Raw genomic sequence first — 17,473 nt, forward strand, 5'->3', positions numbered from 1 at the left:
ACAAATGCCCCTAGAAATTACAGAGGAAATTCAATGGTCGCTATACAAGACCATGCTCAGAGCCCGCGGGTTTGAACAACGCGCCTCTGATCTGTTCTTACAAAATTTAGTGAAGGGAACGAATCACTTAGCTATGGGTCAGGAGGCGGTAGCTGCTGGCTTTGGTGTAGCGATGAAAAAGGGCGATTATACCTTTTGCACCTATCGTGGCCATACGCACACCTTGGTCCGTGGTGCTGATATGTCGGCTTTGTTTGCTGAATTAATGGGTCGCGAAGGCGGGATTCTTAGTGGTAAAGGTGGCTCTATGCATTTAACGAGTGTCGAGCATGGTGCCATGGGTTCATACGCTATTATCGGAGCGCAACTTTGTATTGCAACTGGAAGTGCATGGAAAAGCCAATACAAAGAAAGCGGTGAAGTCACGGTTGTTTTCTTTGGTGATGGTACAACCAATATTGGTGCATTCCACGAGGCACTTAACTTCGCTGTTATTTGGTCTTTGCCCGTTGTCTTTGTGTGTGAAAACAACCTTTATATGGAATACACGCCAATCGGTAATGTAACAGCGGTTGAGCATCCAGCGGCTGATCGCGCTTCAGCGTATGGCTTAGAATCCATCATTGTTGATGGAAATGATGCCGATGCAATGTTTGAAGTGGCTCAGTCGGCGATTGAAAAAGCGAGGCAAGGCGGAGGTCCTAGTTTAATCGAAGCCAAAACCTATCGTCACCAAGGGCACTCACGTGCAGACCCCGGAAAATACCGCCCTAAGGAAGAGCTAGAAAAATGGCTCGCGTATGACCCCATTGATATCTATCGGGATCGTTTGCTTCAACAAGGGGTGGATAAAAACCGAATAGAACAGCTAGAAGCTGAAGTCGAAAATGAAATTGACGAAGCCACGGAAAAGGCAAAAACATCTCCAGCTCCATCGGAGGCGTTGTGTTTTAAAGATGTTTGGGCAAATGGAGGTTGGGAATGGCGAAGCTAATCAGCTACCGAGAGGCCGTTGCAGAGGGGATTGCCCAGGAGTTACGACGTGACAATGATGTCGTATTTCTAGGTGAAGATGTCGCGGCAGCAGGAGGCGTATTTAAAGCAACGGTTGGTCTGTATGAAGAATTTGGTCCAGAGAGAGTTAGGGATACCCCTATATCCGAACAAGCCATATTAGGTGCGGCGATGGGGGCGGCGATGACAGGGCTTAAACCCATTGCTGAAATAATGTTCTCAGATTTTTTGGCCGTTTGTTGGGATATGGTTGCTAACGAAATTGCAAAAGCTCGGTACATGACTGATGGACAATTGACGATTCCGCTTGTGATTAGAACCGCAAACGGTGCAGGATCTCGCTTTGGGGCGCAGCATTCACAAAGTTTAGAAAATTGGGCAATGATGATACCGGGAATTAAGGTTGTTGCACCTTCTAATCCAGCGGATGCTAAAGGGCTGCTCGCCGCAGCTGTTCGAGATCCTGATCCGGTCATTGTGTTTGAACACAAATCTCTTTACGCGATGAAAGGCGAAATACCAGATGGCGAGCATGTTGTTGAGCTGGGGAAAGCTAACCAAATCCGCTATGGAAGTGACGTTACAATCGTCGCCTTAGCTGCAATGGTTCCAAGAGCCGAAAAAGCGGCAAAAAAACTTAAAGAAGAGGGGATAGATTGCTCGGTTATTGATTTAAGGTGCCTCGTCCCACTTGATGTGGATACCATCCTTAATGATGTAAAGAAGACGTCTAGGTTAGTCACCGTAGAGGAAAATCCTCAGTTATGTGGTTGGGGGGCGGAAATTGCCTCTATTGTTGGAAATGAATGTTTTTTTGAACTGGATTCACCGATAAGTCGCATCACAACGCCCCATATCCCTTTGCCTGCCGCCGATAATTTAGAAGACCATGTCATCCCTTCCGTTGATCGGATCATTGATGAAGTAAGAAAGGTGGTGTCAATATGATTGTCGACGGTATTAAGGTGCCAACCGGTGTATTTATTGGTGGAAAGTGGTTCAACAGCCAAAGTCGCGATATCCCTGTTTATAACCCTGCAAACGAAGAGCTTCTTACGTATGTCGCTTCTGCGAACGAAAAGCATGTAGAAGCAGCCATAGACAGCGCTGAAAAGGGGCTGAAAATATGGAAGAAAACCGCGCCCAGAGAGCGAGGAGAGATTCTGAGAAAAGCGTACCAGCTGATGCAAGATGAAAAAGAACTCATCGCTAAGATCATCACTTTGGAAGAGGGGAAAACACTTGCTGAATCCAAAGGAGAAGTGAACTATGCTTCTGAATTCTTTCGCTGGTTTTCAGAACAAGCGATTCAACTTAATCAAACAATGTCACCCGCCCCCAATGGTGATAAAGCAATCATGGTGTGTCAGCATCCAGTAGGGATAGCCTATCTTGTGACACCCTGGAATTTTCCCGCTGCGATGGCAACAAGAAAGATTGCCCCCGCATTGGCAGCAGGGTGCAGCGTTATCCTCAAACCTGCTACAGAAACACCATTAACTGCTTTGTATATCGCCGATCTACTAAAGCGAGTTGGCGTACCTGATGGTGTTGTTTCTGTTCTACCCTCTATCAGCGCTAGAAAAGTATCTCAAGTTATGTTTGCCGATGAGCGAATCGCTAAGCTCTCTTTCACAGGCTCAACTGAAGTAGGGAGAACATTGCTTCACAATGCAGCGGATCGTGTTGTGAATACGTCAATGGAGCTTGGAGGTAACGCGCCTGTCATTGTGCTTGATGATGCAAATCTGGTGAAAGCCGTAGAACAAACGCTTGTAGCGAAAATACGAAATGCAGGTGAATCATGTATCGCAGCAAATCGAATTTACGTCGCTCGAAACCTGTACAAATCATTCTACGAACTCTTAGCTACTAAAATGGAACAACTTAATATTGGCTCTGGAATGGATGCGGATGTTGATGTTGGTCCTATGGTGAATAAACAAACGCAATCTAAAGTGGAACACCTAGTTCAAGATGCCGTGGAAAAAGGAGCAACATTGGTTATCGGTGGAAACTCATGGAGAGGCAAGGGGTTCTTTTGCCGGCCAACCGTACTTTGCGACCTTCCGAGTAACTGTGAAATATTAGAAGAAGAAATCTTTGGACCTGTAGCCGTTGTTATTCCGTTTGATTCGGAAAAAGAAGTAGTCAAACTAGCGAATGACACACCTTTTGGATTAGCAGCTTATGTCATGTCTGAAAATATTCCTCGCGCAGTCAATGTCGCGAAGCAAATCGAAGCCGGTGTAGTAGGAATCAATAAAGGCGTGATATCGGACCCTGCAGCCCCGTTTGGCGGGATGAAGCAAAGTGGTATTGGTCGGGAAGGTGGTGAGATGGGGATGGGAGAGTTTTTAGAAACCCAGTACATCGCTCTTGATTGGCCAGGCTCCCCAAATTTATGAGGCAATAATATGGATATTGTAATGCCCCAGCTCGGGGAAACCGTGACAGAAGGGGAAATCATTCTTTGGTGCAAAGAAGTTGGTGACGAAGTAAAAAAAGGTGAAACACTTTTTGAAATTTCAACCGATAAAGTAACAATGGAAGTGCCGTCGGTCGAAAATGGCACTCTTGTTGAAAAGCATGCTCAAGTGGGTGAAGTTATCGATGTTGGATTACCTGTTGCGACTTTGAATGTCGAAGGTGAGGAGGCTCATTCTTTATGTACCGTCGAAGAAACTAGCGTTACTGAGCCGACTGAAGGCACCTATAAAGGCTTAAAATCACCTGCCGTAAAATACTTGTGCAAGCATAACAACGTTGATTTGGATGATATTGTAGGTTCGGGTTTAGATAATCGGATAACAAAAAAAGACGTACTTCAATGGATGTCATTGGAGCAAAAGCATGTATCGGATGCGCTATCACCCGCCGTGCGGCGATTACTCGGAGAACACAATCTTCATGCTTCTGATATTGCGGGGACAGGTAAACACAGCCGAATAACAAAGCAAGATGTCTTAGACCACTTAGATAGTACGACCGTTGAAACCGGGTCTGCTATTAACAACGACTTTCATCCCGCTATTGAAACACAGGCTGAACTTTCGGTACCGAATTCGTATTCAGAATTCGAGACGGTTAAACCTTTCAACCACATGCGAAAAATGATTGCCCATCAAATGTCGAAGTCGGTTGATGAAGCCGTTCATGTTGCACAAGGTATTGATGTTTGTTTTGACGCTGTAGAGAGGACTAGGCTTCAACATAAAGAAGCATTTAAGACAAAATATGGATGCAGTCTTACACCACTTGCTTTTATCGCCCGTGCTGTTTGCATAGCGTTGACCGAATTTACTGACCTTAATGGCCGTTTAGAGGATCAAACGCTTATTACGTCGAGAGATATCCATCTAGGTATTGCTGTTGACTTAAATCATAAAGGGCTTGTTGTGCCCGTGATTAAAAATGCAGCCGATTACAATGTATCAGGGTTGGCAAAGAAGATAGCTTATTTAGCGAGAAAAGCGAGGGACAACGAGTTGAGTGCTGATGAGCTTCAGGGAGGCACTTATACACTTTCAAATAATGGTGTTTATGGCACGGCTTTCACCACACCGATCATCAATGTTCCTCAAGTAGCCATTTTATCTGTCGATGCCATTGCGAGGAAACCTGCTGTATTTGAATGCAATGGACAAGAATCGGTCGGTATTTCAAGCCAAGGAATGTTAACTCAATCATTTGATCACCGCGCTGTTGATGGTGGATACTCCGGAGCCTTCTTAAACAGAATCTCTGAAATATTGATTCAACACCCATGGCAAGATGAGGTAAAGGTTTAACGCTGCTTAGCGTTAAACCTAGTTCACCGTTTACATTACTTGCACTTTAAATTCGCGTGATGATGAACATTTCATTTTTTGTTCATCATCATTTTTTGTTCATCACCATTTTTTGTTCATCATAGTGTGGAGTGACCCATTGGTTTATCTCCGAACTCTGTTGGCATGCCTGAGCAATAATCAACGCATTCAACCCATCTTTGAGCGTGGTAGATATAGGAGTATGGTTGTTGACCGACTGAATGAAATCATCGAGTTGAAGCACAAATGACCTTTGGTAGCGCTCAAGAAAAAAGTGTTTGAGTAAAGAAGAACTCTGGTAGTTTTGGTTGTTCGAGACAAGTAAGCAAGTCTCGGTTTGGTTTGTTGTTTGAAGCATACCTTTGTCCCCAAAGACCTCAATTCGTTGATCGAAACCGTAACGACACTCACGGCAATTGTTTATGTGTACCAATGTTCCGCTTGGCATTTTTAACAACGTCATTGTCGTATCTTTATCGCCAATTGAAGCGATATCTTTGTTAAATAAGGTGCTGCCGACTGAATTAACTGATATAGGCTTCTCACCCGTTATCCAGCACGCGAGATCAATGTCATGTATAGTGCTGTCGCAAAAATACCCTCCGCTGAGCTTTAAATAATCGAGCGTTGGAGGTGACGGATCTCTGCTAGTCAATAGCAGCATACGAAGACGCCCTAAGCGCCCTTTTTTAATCTGTGTTTGCAACTCGAAGACTTGAGGATCGAAGCGACGATTAAACCCTACCATGAAAGGGATGCCACTTTGCACAACGCGCGTCGCGACTGCTTGTACTTTATCGACATGAATGTCTATTGGTTTTTCGCATAAAATAGGGAGCGCGAAATCACAGCAAACTTCAATATGTTCAGAGTGAAATCGGGTTGGTGAGCAAATGATGACGGCGTCAAGATCACTTTTTAATAGTGCAGACCTGACATCATCGAAAGGCATTCCTCCAAATTGTTGGCATAATGCGGATGCATTGTTTATGTTCCGGCTGACTATCGCCCCGACAGTAGCATCGCAATGGTCTGAAATGGCGGAGGCGTATATTTTCCCCATTCGCCCTGAACCTATAATGCCAAGGCGAATCATGATGGTGTCCTCTGCCATTTTTCTAAAATATGGGCGGCTCCTTTTTCACCAATCATAATAGATGCAGCATTTGTGTTTGCAGATACGATAGTAGGCATAATCGACGCGTCTATGACTCTTAACTTATCGATCCCATGAACACAAAGTTTTGGGTCGACCACGGCCAAAGAATCGCTGCTCGGTCCCATCTTACATGTACCTACTGGATGCAATAACGATAAGCCTGTTTTCCGGCAGTGCTCTAACCATTGTTCGTCCGTCACACACCTTTTTTTAGGGCTGACAAAGTCTTTGACGTAGTTACTCATTGGTTTGGTGTCTGCAATTTTTTGAGCGAACTTTGCACCAGCAATGGCTGCTTTTTTATCGTTGTCCGTTGACAAGAAGTTAAATTGAATAGCGGGTGGTGTTTTAGGGTTATTGGACGCTATGTGCACTGTTCCACGGGATTCGGGCTGAATGTGCTCTGCCAAAATTGTAAAGCCAGAGAAAGGACGTGGCTGTAAATCCTCGCCAGTACACCAAGCCATAAAGGTAACCATCATATTGGGATGTATGTCATCACAAGTTGTTGAAATAAAGGTATTGGAATAATTGCCGTTACTCGCCATAGGTCCAGATTTAAAGAGCAAATACTGCAACATTGCCCACGACCTCTTTATGAGGCTATTAGCAAGATCATTAACGGTATCTTTGCTGTTACTTTTAAATTCGAGACCGACACCAAAATGGTCTTGGAGATTTTGACCAACACCTTTAAGGGGGTGCGCTAGCTTAATGTTATGCTTTGCTAGAATTTTAGGATCACCGATGCCAGACAGCTCAAGAATCTTTGGCGAATTAAACGTTCCTCCGCAGAGAATTACTTCTTTACTCGCGGGAACAGTATGCAAGCTTCCGTGTTTGTCTCTATACGTTACACCTACTGCACGAGATTTTGAGGCATTAAGTTCTATTCGCTCAACAAGCGCATGTTTTGTGACGGTAATATTTTGTGAGAAATTGGAACGAAGGTATGCCGCAGCGGTACTCCAGCGCTTACTGTGCTTTGTTGTAACTTGCACATAGCCAGTACCTAACTGAGTGTCCCCATTGAAGTCGTCGTTTTGCTTCGAACCTAATTGAACGGACGCAAGACTAAACGCATCGGCCAGGGGGTGAGTTGAGGGGAGGTCAGATACCCACACGGGTCCACCTTCACTATGGTAGTAATCGCTACCACGAACCTGATGTTGAGACTTTTTAAAGTAAGGCAGAACGTCGTCATAGCCCCAGCCTTCACAGCCATTTTTTAACCATCGGTTAAAATCGTCGGGCTGACCTCTCATGTAGATCATACCATTGATAGAACCCGTGCCACCGAGCACTTTTCCCCTTGGCTGATGCAATTTTCGACCATACAATTCTGGCTCAGGTTCTGACTCATAACACCAATTGAGCTTAGGGTTGTTATAGAGCTTGGCATAGCCTAGAGGAATATGTATCCATGGACTTTTATCTGCACCTCCTGCTTCAAGAAGGAGTACTTGATATCCAGCCTCACTTAACCTACCTGCAACGACACAACCTGCAGAGCCTGCTCCAATCACAACAAAATCGTACTCACTTGAGTTCATTTAACCTATCCCTGTAACGTTAACCATTCCTTGAATGAGTTTTTCATAGTTGCCCAAAACACCGCACATCGGAGTTATCCAAAATGGATATTTCAATTGTTTGTTTATCAATAATTGGAAGGACGCAACAACGGATCACAGATATGATGAAAGAGTGTGCACCTTAGAGAAAATGTTCAATTGATTGATATTTTCCCTGAGTTGGAAAACGTGTACCTGTAAGACTATTGATTCAAAGGAACTGGTTTATGACAAAGGAAGAATTGATAAGGATATTGAGCTTCGTTGAGTCATCTCGAACACTAACAGAGTTCACTCATCCATTGTCATCTGTTGATCCTCGTTGGAATATTATTGCCTACTGTGTTCGTCGTCATTTTGAGGGGAAGCTCATCACTGTGACGTCTCTTGCTATGGCGTCTAATGTTCCGTATGCAACAGCTATGCGAAGGATTAACGAGTTAATTGACGAAGGTATGTTGCTTAAAAGAATAAAGACGAAAACGGGGAAATCATTTTCTATTCACCCCACGGAAAAAATGATTAAGCAATTTGAAGCGTTTGCTTTTCAACTCAAAGGGCTTGTGGGAAGTACTTTTGGATTTCACTCTGATCAGCGAGACTTCTATTTTGGTGGCGCATATATGGGGCAAAGAACCATTCCATACCCCAGTGTCCTTAAAGATGGTTTGGGTTACGAGAGGGTGTTAAAAATCTTATGCCCGTCAGATCCAACCTTCAGAACCCTTAGTGATTTGTCTTCAACATTAAATGAATTGTGCGGTGGGAAATTGAAAATCGTCAATTTGGCCCTAGACGAACTTCACGACGAGATAATTGCAAATGCCCAACGTGCGGAATCTCAATACGACTTAATTGCTGTTGATCTTCCTTGGTTTGGCGAGTTTGTGTCTAAGAATATGTTGTTACCTCTTACTCAATTTATTGAAGAGAAGTCTTTTAATCACAATGATTTTCATACTGCTGCATGGCGAGCATCAATGCTAGCAGGAGAGCAATATGGTATTCCTATTCAACCTACAGCAGAGCTTTTATTTTATCGCAGAGATATGCTTGAAGAATTGGGATTATCTCCTCCTAAAACCACCCAAGATTTATTGGATACATTGATTCAGCTTCAACAATGCCATCCCGAAACGTATGGAATCATACTGAATTGTGGATCCGGTACGCCTGTCGCTCATACTTTCCTTCAAATACTCGCGTCCTTTGGAAAGGCCGTCATCAATTTACCAAAAGTAGGTGACGATTTTGATACCGAAAATTTGCAAGCAAATAACTTCAAACCTTGTTTAGATTCAAAGGAAGCGCTTGCAGCGGTTCACTATTTGAAATCATTGCTTAAGCTCGCACACCCAGCCAGCCTTAAATGCGATTGGGATAAAAGGATACGTTTATTCTCTGAAGGCGAGACGGCATTTACGTTTGGTTGGTCTATTCGCGCAGGATTCTTCGAGCTGAATCCAGACAGCCCAGCAAATGGTAACGTTGGTTATTGTGTCGCACCACCAAACGTCGGTTGTAAGCCTATATCCCCAATAGGTGGTTTCTCACTTGCTATTCCATCCAATTTACCAGTAGAACATTTAGGTACGACATGGCAAATGATGTCTTACCTTACAACACCCGAGATGATGAAGTGGTATACACTTAATGGCAGCTTTTCGAGCCCACGATTTTCTACAAGTGCAGATGAGGAGGTAGTGGAATTCAGTTCAGTGATAAATACGGTAGACTCATTGGAAAAGAAAGGTCAAATTCAAGTGTGGCCAAGAGTTTCCATACCTGAATTTAGCGACATCACTCATATATTAGGGGAAGAGATCCACGCAATCTTGAGGGATGTTAAATCTCCAGAAGAAGGGTTGGAATCAGCGCAATTCCGCATTAATCAGATAATGATTGAAACGGGGAGATATAAAAAAAGCCAGCTTTGAGACTGGCTAAATAATAAGAAGTGAAGCGGTGCGTCTACCAACTAGGTCGCTCAAACTGGTTTACATTGTTTGCTTGGATCTTCGGTGTTTCAATAGTGCTGAGTTTAGGTACATCAATACCATTTGCCACTTTAACGGCGGTTTGAATCGCGAGAATTGCGTCGTCGATTGGAGACTGTTTGTTAGACCCCGTCTCCCAACCGGCTTTAATCGCATCCCAACCTTCTCCAAATAAGTTGCACGTGACGACTTTTACATCACCAGGCTTTTTGCCTGCACCCTGTAAGGCGCTGATAACCCCAAGCCCCATGCCGTCATCGAATGCATAAACGCCATCAATTTTGTCACCGAACTTAGTAATGAACGTTTCCATAACGGTTTGTGCTTTCTCTCGGTTCCATTCTGCTGTTTGGCTAGCAAGAATAGTAATATTTGGGTAGCGGTCTTCAATCTTGTCTAAGAAGCAGTTTTTCCTAAGAATTGAAACGGTATAACCCGGCGTACCTTCAACGACCACAATGTTCCCTTTACCGCCTAAAGAATCGCCAAGCATTTCTGCAGCCTGCTCTGCTTGGGAGCAATCATCAGGCCCCGTATGTGCTGCAATGTATCGTCTTCCAGCTTCTCCGATTGGCGAGTTCGATGTGACAACGGGAATATTGGAGCGCGTTGCTTGCCTAACTGCTGGGATGAGGGCATTTTGCGATGTAGGCCAAAGTACAATCACATCGAACCGCTGAGAGATCATATCTTGAAGTTGATTAAATTGAGTCGCTGGATCACCTTGGGGATCCATAACCGTTGCTTTTAGCCCGAGTTCCTTGGTGTACTTTTCCGCGGTTTCTGCGTATTTAGCCTGATAAGCGTTTGATCCTGGGTAAAGTACGGTTATCCCAATTCTTGTTTCGCTCAGTGGTTTTTTTAGTTCTCCTCCCAACCAATCTGGCGCATCCGATGCAAAGGATGTTGAACATATTAGTGTTGTGGATATGAGTAGTGAAAGTTTCTTAAGTATACGTTTTTGCAACTTCATGTAGCCTCCATTCTGTATTACATCAGGTCATCCATTGCCTTTATGAAGAGTGAATGCTTCAACTATTAGTCTTGTAAGCAAGTCACCTGTTAAAGGTTAATCCCTATCCATGATTGACCTTTACTACGCATTTACAAGGCAAAGAATATTCATAATGGATATTTTGTTTTTACCTGAATATCCATTATGGATATTTTTAAAAACACAAAATGTACGCTCATGACATAATCGATTCTATTAACAAGTGATTAACATTGGAGTGTGTAATGACAAGCAGGGAACGTGTCATATCACTAATGCGGTCAAACGGATTATTGGTCGCCTTTTTACTATTCCTATCTGTCGTTACAGTAAATGTACCTTCATTTCTAACAGCGAATAATATTCTCGATGTGATGAGGCAAGTTTCTATCACTGGAATGATGGCAATCGGTGCAACGTTCGTTGTTATCAGCGCTCGGTTAGACCTTTCTGTGGGCTCCATGCTGACTTTACTCACTGTCATCATGGTTGATTTACATAACCAAATTGGTCCTTTGCCCGCCATTTTGATCACACTCGCTTGCGGTGTTTTTATTGGTGCTGTTAATGGTTACTTTGTCGGTGTAATGGGGCTTAATGCTCTGATTGTCACGCTTGCAATGCTCTCTCTTCTTCAAGGTTTAACGCTGCTCTATTCTGGGGGAGCCAACGTCAACGTTTCCGATTCACAAACTACGTGGTTTGCGTTTTTTGGGCGTGAAGAGCTATTGGGTATACCTGTTCCGGTTTGGATTTTTCTTTCATCAGCACTAATTGCGAGTTTTGTTTTAAAGCGAACGGGCTTTGGGCGATCTATTTATGCCGTTGGTGGAAACGAAATAGGCAGTTTGTTTTCGGGGATAGGAACGTCTATGTGTGTCCTAGTCACTTTTGTTATATCAGGGCTCACGACGTCAATAGCCGCCATTATTATGGCGAGCCGTGTGATGGGCGCGCAAAATACGATTGGACAAGGATATGAACTGACAGTCTTGGCAGGAATTATTTTGGGAGGAACTTCTCTCATGGGAGGAAGTGGCACCATTTGGCGCAGCGTAATCGGAATATGCATGCTTGGATTTATCCAGAACGGTTTATTGTTGCTTGGCTTTCCTTACTATGTTCAGTGGCTAGTGACTTGGGTGATTATCATTGTTGCTGTTTGGATAGATTTAGCAGCACAGCGTGGGAGGGTAATCGCTTGAGGAATACGGCAGTTACAACCGCAAGGAAGAGCACTGTGAATAACGTCTTGAAAGGTTCACGGACACAAGAGGTCTTGATGAAACTGGCGAAAAATCACATTTGGTTATTCCTGATACTAACCATGATTTGTTTCTCTTTTACCTCTCCTTATTTTCTTACCTTAAACAATTTAAGTAATGTTGCAACGCAGGCTGCATTTATAGGAATTATTGCGATTGGCATGACGCTGGTGATGATCAACGGTGAAATAGATTTGTCCGTTGGCGCGATTTTGGCTTTGGCGAGTGCACTTGCTATTGGGTTACAAACGCATATTGGCGTGTGGCCTGCTGTTATATGCGCGTTAGGCTCGGGCGCTTTACTCGGACTGCTGAATGGCACTTTAGTTACGATGTCGGGCATGCATTCTTTTGTCGTCACGCTTGGTGGATTGATAGGAATTCGGGGTATCGTCTTTGTCTATACAGGTGAAAACGCACTAATGGTAGAAGATTTTCGCTATACCGAATACCCCGAGATCTACTTTGGTCCGTTATCCATAACAGCACTGATTTTTTTAGCGCTCGTTTTCTTTTTCCAATGGATGCTTTCTTCAACTCGACATGGGCGAGAAGCTTATGCCGTTGGCGACAATGTAGAGGCTGCTCATGTTGCTGGAATAAACGTAAAAAAACACAAGACCATCAATTTTGTACTGTGCGGTCTTATGGCCGCCATTGCGGGTGTTTTATTGTCTATGCGTTTAGGAACTGCAGAACCCAATGCCGGAAAAATCTGGGAGCTTTGGGCGATAATTGCCGTGGTTTTAGGGGGCACGCGGATGCAAGGTGGGTATGGGAGTATGTGGAAAACGCTTGGCGGAATACTCACGCTGTCGGTGATTCAAAACGGACTGAGATTAATGAATACGCCTAACTACATTGAGCTAATTGTGATGGGGTCTGTGCTCATACTAGCGTTGATACTCGACAAAGTACTGGTTGGTCGAAGTTCTGGCTAACTAAGATTCAGACGAAACTCTCCTAGAAACATGAGCGATGTTTGGGAACATAATAGGTAGGAATTTATGGATAAGAACCCACCCACGTTATCTCTTAGAAGCATTACAAAACGATTCCCTGGCGTTGTTGCGTTAAATGAGGTGAGTTTTGATCTCAAGGCCGGAGATGTACATGCATTGGTTGGTGAGAATGGAGCTGGAAAATCAACCTTAATGAAAATTCTCGCAGGTGTTTATCAGCCTGATGAGGGGCAAATTTTTTTATCGGACCTTTCTGTAGTGTTTCCAACCCCGAAATCCGCAATCGAGAATGGGATATTGCTCATTCACCAAGAGCTTTCACTTTCGCCAGAGCTATCGGTAGCGGAGAACATCTATTTAGGAGCATGGCCAACCAATGCCTTTGGAGTGGTGAAAAAGGATGCGCTGAACCAAGAAGCCCAGCTTGCCTTAAATCAACTTGGTTGTGATTTCAAACCGACTGATTTAGTGAAAGATCTCTCCATCGCTCGACAGCAAATGGTTGAGATCGCGAGAGTGTATGCGTACAACGCAAAAATCATCGTGTTCGATGAGCCTACTGCATCATTAACGGATTCAGAAAAAGATAAACTGTTCTTAACCATTCGGCGGTTAAAGGAACAGGGGGCCGCTATTGTATACATCAGTCATAAAGTGGATGAAATCTTCGAAATTACAGACAAGATTACGGTTCTTAAAGATGGTGTTTTGCAAGCGACTTTACCAACTGAATCGACGGATGCCGGCGACATCACAACAAAAATGATTGGGCGGACTATAGATAAATATTTCATAAGAGCGAATTCGACACATGGCACCCCAGTTTTAAAGGTTGATGGGTTGTCGAAAGCTGGGGAATTTTCAAATATTACTTTTTCAGTAAACTCAGGAGAGGTACTTGGCCTGTATGGTCTTGTCGGTGCAGGACGATCTGAAATTGCCGAAACATTGTTTGGCTTGAAAGTGCCCGATAGTGGGAACGTTTCTTTTAACGAAATGAAAGTACAGTTTAGCTCTGCACGTGAAGCCATTGATGCCGGAATGGCGTTGGTTCCGGAAAGTAGAAAAGAACAAGGGTTGATATTAGGAATGGGAGGGAAGAGCAATATTTCTTTACCAAACCTTAAGTCAGTTTCTTCTCTTGGCGTTTTAAATCATTCAAAAGAATCCTCGCTTTTTGTTAAATATAAAAATTTACTTGATATAAAAACGACGGGTCCAAACCAGCGAGTTGAGGATCTGTCTGGTGGAAATCAGCAAAAATTTGTGCTCGCTAAATGGCTGTCTACTCATCCTAAATTGATCATTTTAGATGAACCCACGAGAGGCATTGATGTTGGTTCTAAGTCTGCGATTCACGAGTTGATCGCTTCTCTAGCTGAAAATGGGTTGGCGGTTATCGTCATTTCCTCAGAAATGCCAGAAGTTATTGGCGTAAGCCACAGAATTTTAGTGCTTTCAGAAGGAAGTATTACAAAGGAATTGTCGGGTAGTGCAATGACTGAGAAAAACTTAATTAATGCGGTGTCTTTTTAACTTAGCTGAGCAATTTAAGTTAGCAGAGCGAAGGCGATCGAGACAAAGTGAGGATGCATGGAAAGTATAAGTAAAAAGGTCGAACCTGTGCGAATTGGCTTGATCGGGGCTGGTTTTATGGGGCGATGCCATGCCCATGCTTTTCGTTCGGTATCAGGGTTATTCGATATAGAAATCCCGATTGAACTCTATTCATTGGCAGATGTTGATCAAATAAGCGCGAATAAAAACGCAAAAGCACTTGGATTTGAGCGCGCAACTAGCGATTGGAGAGAACTTATTTCCGACGAATTAATTGATATTATTGCTATAACGACCCCAAATATATTTCATGAAGAAATGGCGCTCGCAGCGATTGCCGCAGGAAAAACGGTGTATTGTGAGAAGCCGTTAGCCACAAATCTTGAAGCGGCGAAAAGAATGGTGAAAGCGGCTTCCGATAAAAAAGTGGTGACCGTGGTTGGGTTTAATTTCCTGCGAAATCCGTTGATTGCCTATGCGAAAAAACTCATTGAATCCGGCGAATTAGGCGACCTAGTTAGCTTTAGGGGGCGTCATGCTGAATACTACATGCCAAAAGATGTACCCCATTCGTTTCGCACTGAGATAAATGGTGGGGGAGCTCTTGCAGATATAGGAAGCCACATTGTCGCTATGGCAAGGTATTTGGTGGGTGACATTAGTACGGTCTGCACCCAGAGCAAAACAATTCATAAATTGAGATCGTGTAAGAAGTCGGGAAATGACGAATCAGTGCAGAACAAGGAGTCTTTTGTAGACGATGTGTCACATTCTCTCATTGAGTTTTCTAGCGGATTACAAGGCAGTATCGATGTGAGTTGGATAATGTCTGGTAGGAATATGGATCTAGAGTTCGAAGTCACTGGAACAGAAGGTGCGATAATCTTTAACCAAGAGAGAATGAACGAGTTGTTGCTTTGGAAGAATACTGAGGCAAAGCCGGAAAATGGCTTTCGCAAAATCGAAATGGGACCGGCTCATCCACCTTATGGCAATTTTTGCCCAGCTCCGGGGCACCAAATAGGGTTTAACGACTTAAAAATCATTGAGGTGGCAGAATTGATAAACTGCCACAATACCAATCAACCACATGAATGTGACTTTTTTGAGGCTTACCAAATCATGAAAGTCGTCGATGCGATGCAGCAATCGGTAAAACTTAAAAGCTGGGTGAGCGTTTAATTCGCGTATTTATTGCGTATTTTATGTGGGCATAGATTTGTGCAATCCTTGCCATTTATAGTTGTCGTATAGTCGGAATTAGTTCACTTAAGACCAGTAGGCAATAAGCACCAAGTAACCCTTGTCGTAACATGCTGTCGCAATGTTAGGTTACTTGGCTTCAATCAATTAATGTTCATGGTGATGTGAAGGTACATAGTCCGGATCGGTATCACCGATTAGGGCTTCCGTAGTTAACATCAATGCAGCAATTGAACTCGCGGTTTGTAAGGACATACGAGTTACTTTAGTTGGATCAATGACGCCCATTTCAACCATATCGCCAAATTCGTTACTTGCCGCGTTCAATCCGAAATTCGTTTCTTTATTGCTTACTTTTTCGAGATGCACACCGGCGTCTAGACCTGCATTAGTAATAATCTGTTGAAAAGGAACCTTCATTGCGTCTAGCGCAATGTTCATTCCTGCTTGCTCATCGGGTGAACGAGGTGTTGGAAGCCTTAAATTTTCTACGACTCTAAGCAACGCTATACCACCGCCAGGCACTACACCTTCTTCTATTGCCGCCCTTGTAGCATGAAGCGCATCTTCTACTCTGGCTTTCTTCTCTTTTACTTCTGTCTCCGTTGCTGCGCCGACTTCAATTACCGCAATACCACCAGAAAGGCGGGCGCGTCTTTCCGACATTTTTTGCTGATCATAATCCGATTCAGAGTCGATGATCTCCGCATTAATTTTTCCTATGCGTTCATTTATAGCGCTTTCGGTACCATTCCCCTTAATAATGGTGAATTGGTCTTTAGTCAGCTCTAGACGCTCACACGATCCAAAATGGGACTCTGTAATTGCTCCTGGTGTTAATCCTGTTTCTGCAGATAGAACCGTTGCCCCCGTTAGTGCGGCGATATCTTGAAGGATAGCAGAGCGCCTTGGCCCAAAACCGGGCGAACGAGTAGCAACCGCTGAGAGTGTTTTTTGCATATGATTGACGACAAGTGTTGAAAGTGCTTCACCTTCTATCTCTTCGGCAATGATAAACAATGGTCGATTCTTTTTGGCACAAATCTCCATAGCGGGGACTACTTGGTCATAGTCGAGTAACTTGCCATCGACTAACATGATTAACGGCGTTTTATGAAGAACTTGCATTTTCCCTTGAACGTTAACGAAATGGGGAGAAACGTAGCCTCGTCCAAATTGCATTCCTTTAACAACGGATAATTCCGTATTGAAACCACGACCTTCTTCTATGGTTACGACGCCATGCTGACCAACAGAACGTATTGCATCGGCAACAATTTTGCCAATGGTAGAATCATTATTAGCGGAAATGGTGGCAACATTCTGAATGTCACTTTCGTTGTTGCAAGGTATGGATAAGGCTTTTAACGCATCAACAGCAGCGGACGTGGCTTTTTCAATTCCATATTTTATATCAATGATATTGAAGTTAGCGGCCTGGGCTTTGAAACCTCGATTCAAAATAGCCTGCGCTAAAACCGTCGATGTTGTGGTTCCATCACCTGCCTCATCGTTGGCTTTTGAGGCAACAGCGCGCATTAAGGATGCGCCCATTTCTTCCATTTGACCTTTTATGGCCACTTTTTCAGCGACTGATACGCCATCTTTAGTGATGATCGGCGGCTGATCGAAGTTTCTCATAACGACATTTCGTCCGCGAGGTCCCAAAGTTACCTTTACTGCATCCGCTAATAAGTTAGCGCCAGTAAGTAATCGTTGGCGAGCTTTCTCTCCAAACTCTAAATGATCCTGATCCATAATCTCCCTCATGATTTTTGTTGCTCTGCTTAGAAATATCTTGTCCCTATTTGCAAACGTTTGCAAATAATAAATCACATACTGATAACATAACTTGAGTATGATGAACGATACAATGTGATCAATTAGCCATTTTGAGTATTTTTTAATCATTAATATTTACAAAGTAAATAGTAAT

The 17,473-nt window shown here is 43.6% G+C and carries 13 protein-coding genes; 9 read left to right on the forward strand and 4 right to left on the reverse strand.

What is annotated here, in order from left to right; genetic code table 11:
• Positions 1–4 precede the first annotated feature (4 nt).
• From VPNCDNU1_RS12620 to VPNCDNU1_RS12635, 4 genes are read left to right on the forward strand one after another with little or no spacing between them, the layout of a single operon-like run.
• A complete protein-coding gene (locus VPNCDNU1_RS12620) occupies positions 5–994 on the forward strand; it encodes a thiamine pyrophosphate-dependent dehydrogenase E1 component subunit alpha (protein ID WP_104400635.1) in 990 nt (329 codons plus the stop codon).
• A complete protein-coding gene (locus tag VPNCDNU1_RS12625; RefSeq protein ID WP_104400636.1) occupies positions 982–1,962 on the forward strand; it encodes an alpha-ketoacid dehydrogenase subunit beta in 981 nt (326 codons plus the stop codon). Before VPNCDNU1_RS12620 ends, VPNCDNU1_RS12625 begins: the two co-directional genes overlap by 13 nt.
• A complete protein-coding gene (locus tag VPNCDNU1_RS12630; RefSeq protein ID WP_104400637.1) occupies positions 1,959–3,422 on the forward strand; it encodes an NAD-dependent succinate-semialdehyde dehydrogenase in 1,464 nt (487 codons plus the stop codon). Before VPNCDNU1_RS12625 ends, VPNCDNU1_RS12630 begins: the two co-directional genes overlap by 4 nt.
• Before the next feature lie 21 nt (positions 3,423–3,443).
• Positions 3,444–4,805, forward strand: a complete 1,362-nt coding sequence (locus VPNCDNU1_RS12635; RefSeq protein WP_167404782.1) for a dihydrolipoamide acetyltransferase family protein — start codon at positions 3,444–3,446, stop codon at positions 4,803–4,805.
• 88 nt (positions 4,806–4,893) lie between these two features.
• Here VPNCDNU1_RS12635 and VPNCDNU1_RS12640 read toward each other — a convergent pair whose 3' ends face one another.
• Both VPNCDNU1_RS12640 and VPNCDNU1_RS12645 read right to left on the reverse strand, forming a co-directional pair.
• Entirely contained in the window at positions 4,894–5,922 is a 1,029-nt protein-coding gene (locus VPNCDNU1_RS12640) for a Gfo/Idh/MocA family protein (RefSeq protein WP_104400648.1), read from the reverse strand.
• Positions 5,919–7,538: a GMC family oxidoreductase gene (locus VPNCDNU1_RS12645; protein ID WP_104400639.1), complete on the reverse strand. Its 1,620-nt coding sequence runs from the start codon at positions 7,536–7,538 to the stop codon at positions 5,919–5,921. The genes VPNCDNU1_RS12640 and VPNCDNU1_RS12645 overlap by 4 nt, the downstream gene beginning before the upstream one ends.
• Before the next feature lie 248 nt (positions 7,539–7,786).
• On the opposite strand from VPNCDNU1_RS12645, the gene VPNCDNU1_RS12650 reads away from it, so the two are divergent.
• Complete coding sequence (locus VPNCDNU1_RS12650; RefSeq protein WP_104400640.1) at positions 7,787–9,496, forward strand: ABC transporter substrate-binding protein; 1,710 nt, start codon at positions 7,787–7,789, stop codon at positions 9,494–9,496.
• A gap of 34 nt (positions 9,497–9,530) precedes the next feature.
• On the opposite strand, the gene VPNCDNU1_RS12655 is transcribed toward VPNCDNU1_RS12650, so the two are convergent.
• Entirely contained in the window at positions 9,531–10,529 is a 999-nt protein-coding gene (locus tag VPNCDNU1_RS12655; RefSeq protein WP_237324127.1) for a sugar ABC transporter substrate-binding protein, read from the reverse strand.
• 266 nt (positions 10,530–10,795) lie between these two features.
• Between VPNCDNU1_RS12655 and VPNCDNU1_RS12660 the strand changes: the two genes are divergently transcribed.
• From VPNCDNU1_RS12660 to VPNCDNU1_RS12675, 4 genes are all read left to right on the forward strand, one after another.
• Entirely contained in the window at positions 10,796–11,755 is a 960-nt protein-coding gene (locus VPNCDNU1_RS12660; protein WP_104400641.1) for an ABC transporter permease, read from the forward strand.
• Between the two features lie 35 nt (positions 11,756–11,790).
• Positions 11,791–12,756 (forward strand): ABC transporter permease, encoded by a 966-nt coding sequence (locus VPNCDNU1_RS12665; protein WP_237324128.1) that lies wholly within the window; start codon positions 11,791–11,793, stop codon positions 12,754–12,756.
• Positions 12,757–12,822: 66 nt separating this feature from the next.
• Positions 12,823–14,313, forward strand: a complete 1,491-nt coding sequence (locus tag VPNCDNU1_RS12670; protein ID WP_104400642.1) for a sugar ABC transporter ATP-binding protein — start codon at positions 12,823–12,825, stop codon at positions 14,311–14,313.
• A gap of 57 nt (positions 14,314–14,370) precedes the next feature.
• Positions 14,371–15,516 (forward strand): Gfo/Idh/MocA family protein, encoded by a 1,146-nt coding sequence (locus VPNCDNU1_RS12675; RefSeq protein ID WP_174715140.1) that lies wholly within the window; start codon positions 14,371–14,373, stop codon positions 15,514–15,516.
• Positions 15,517–15,684: 168 nt separating this feature from the next.
• On the opposite strand, the gene groL is transcribed toward VPNCDNU1_RS12675, so the two are convergent.
• On the reverse strand, positions 15,685–17,295 hold the full coding sequence (groL, locus tag VPNCDNU1_RS12680) for a chaperonin GroEL (protein WP_104400643.1): 1,611 nt from the start codon (positions 17,293–17,295) through the stop codon (positions 15,685–15,687).
• Between the last annotated feature and the right edge of the window lie 178 nt (positions 17,296–17,473).

The sequence above is a fragment of the Vibrio penaeicida genome (assembly GCF_002933855.1).
GTDB lineage: Bacteria > Pseudomonadota > Gammaproteobacteria > Enterobacterales > Vibrionaceae > Vibrio > Vibrio penaeicida_A.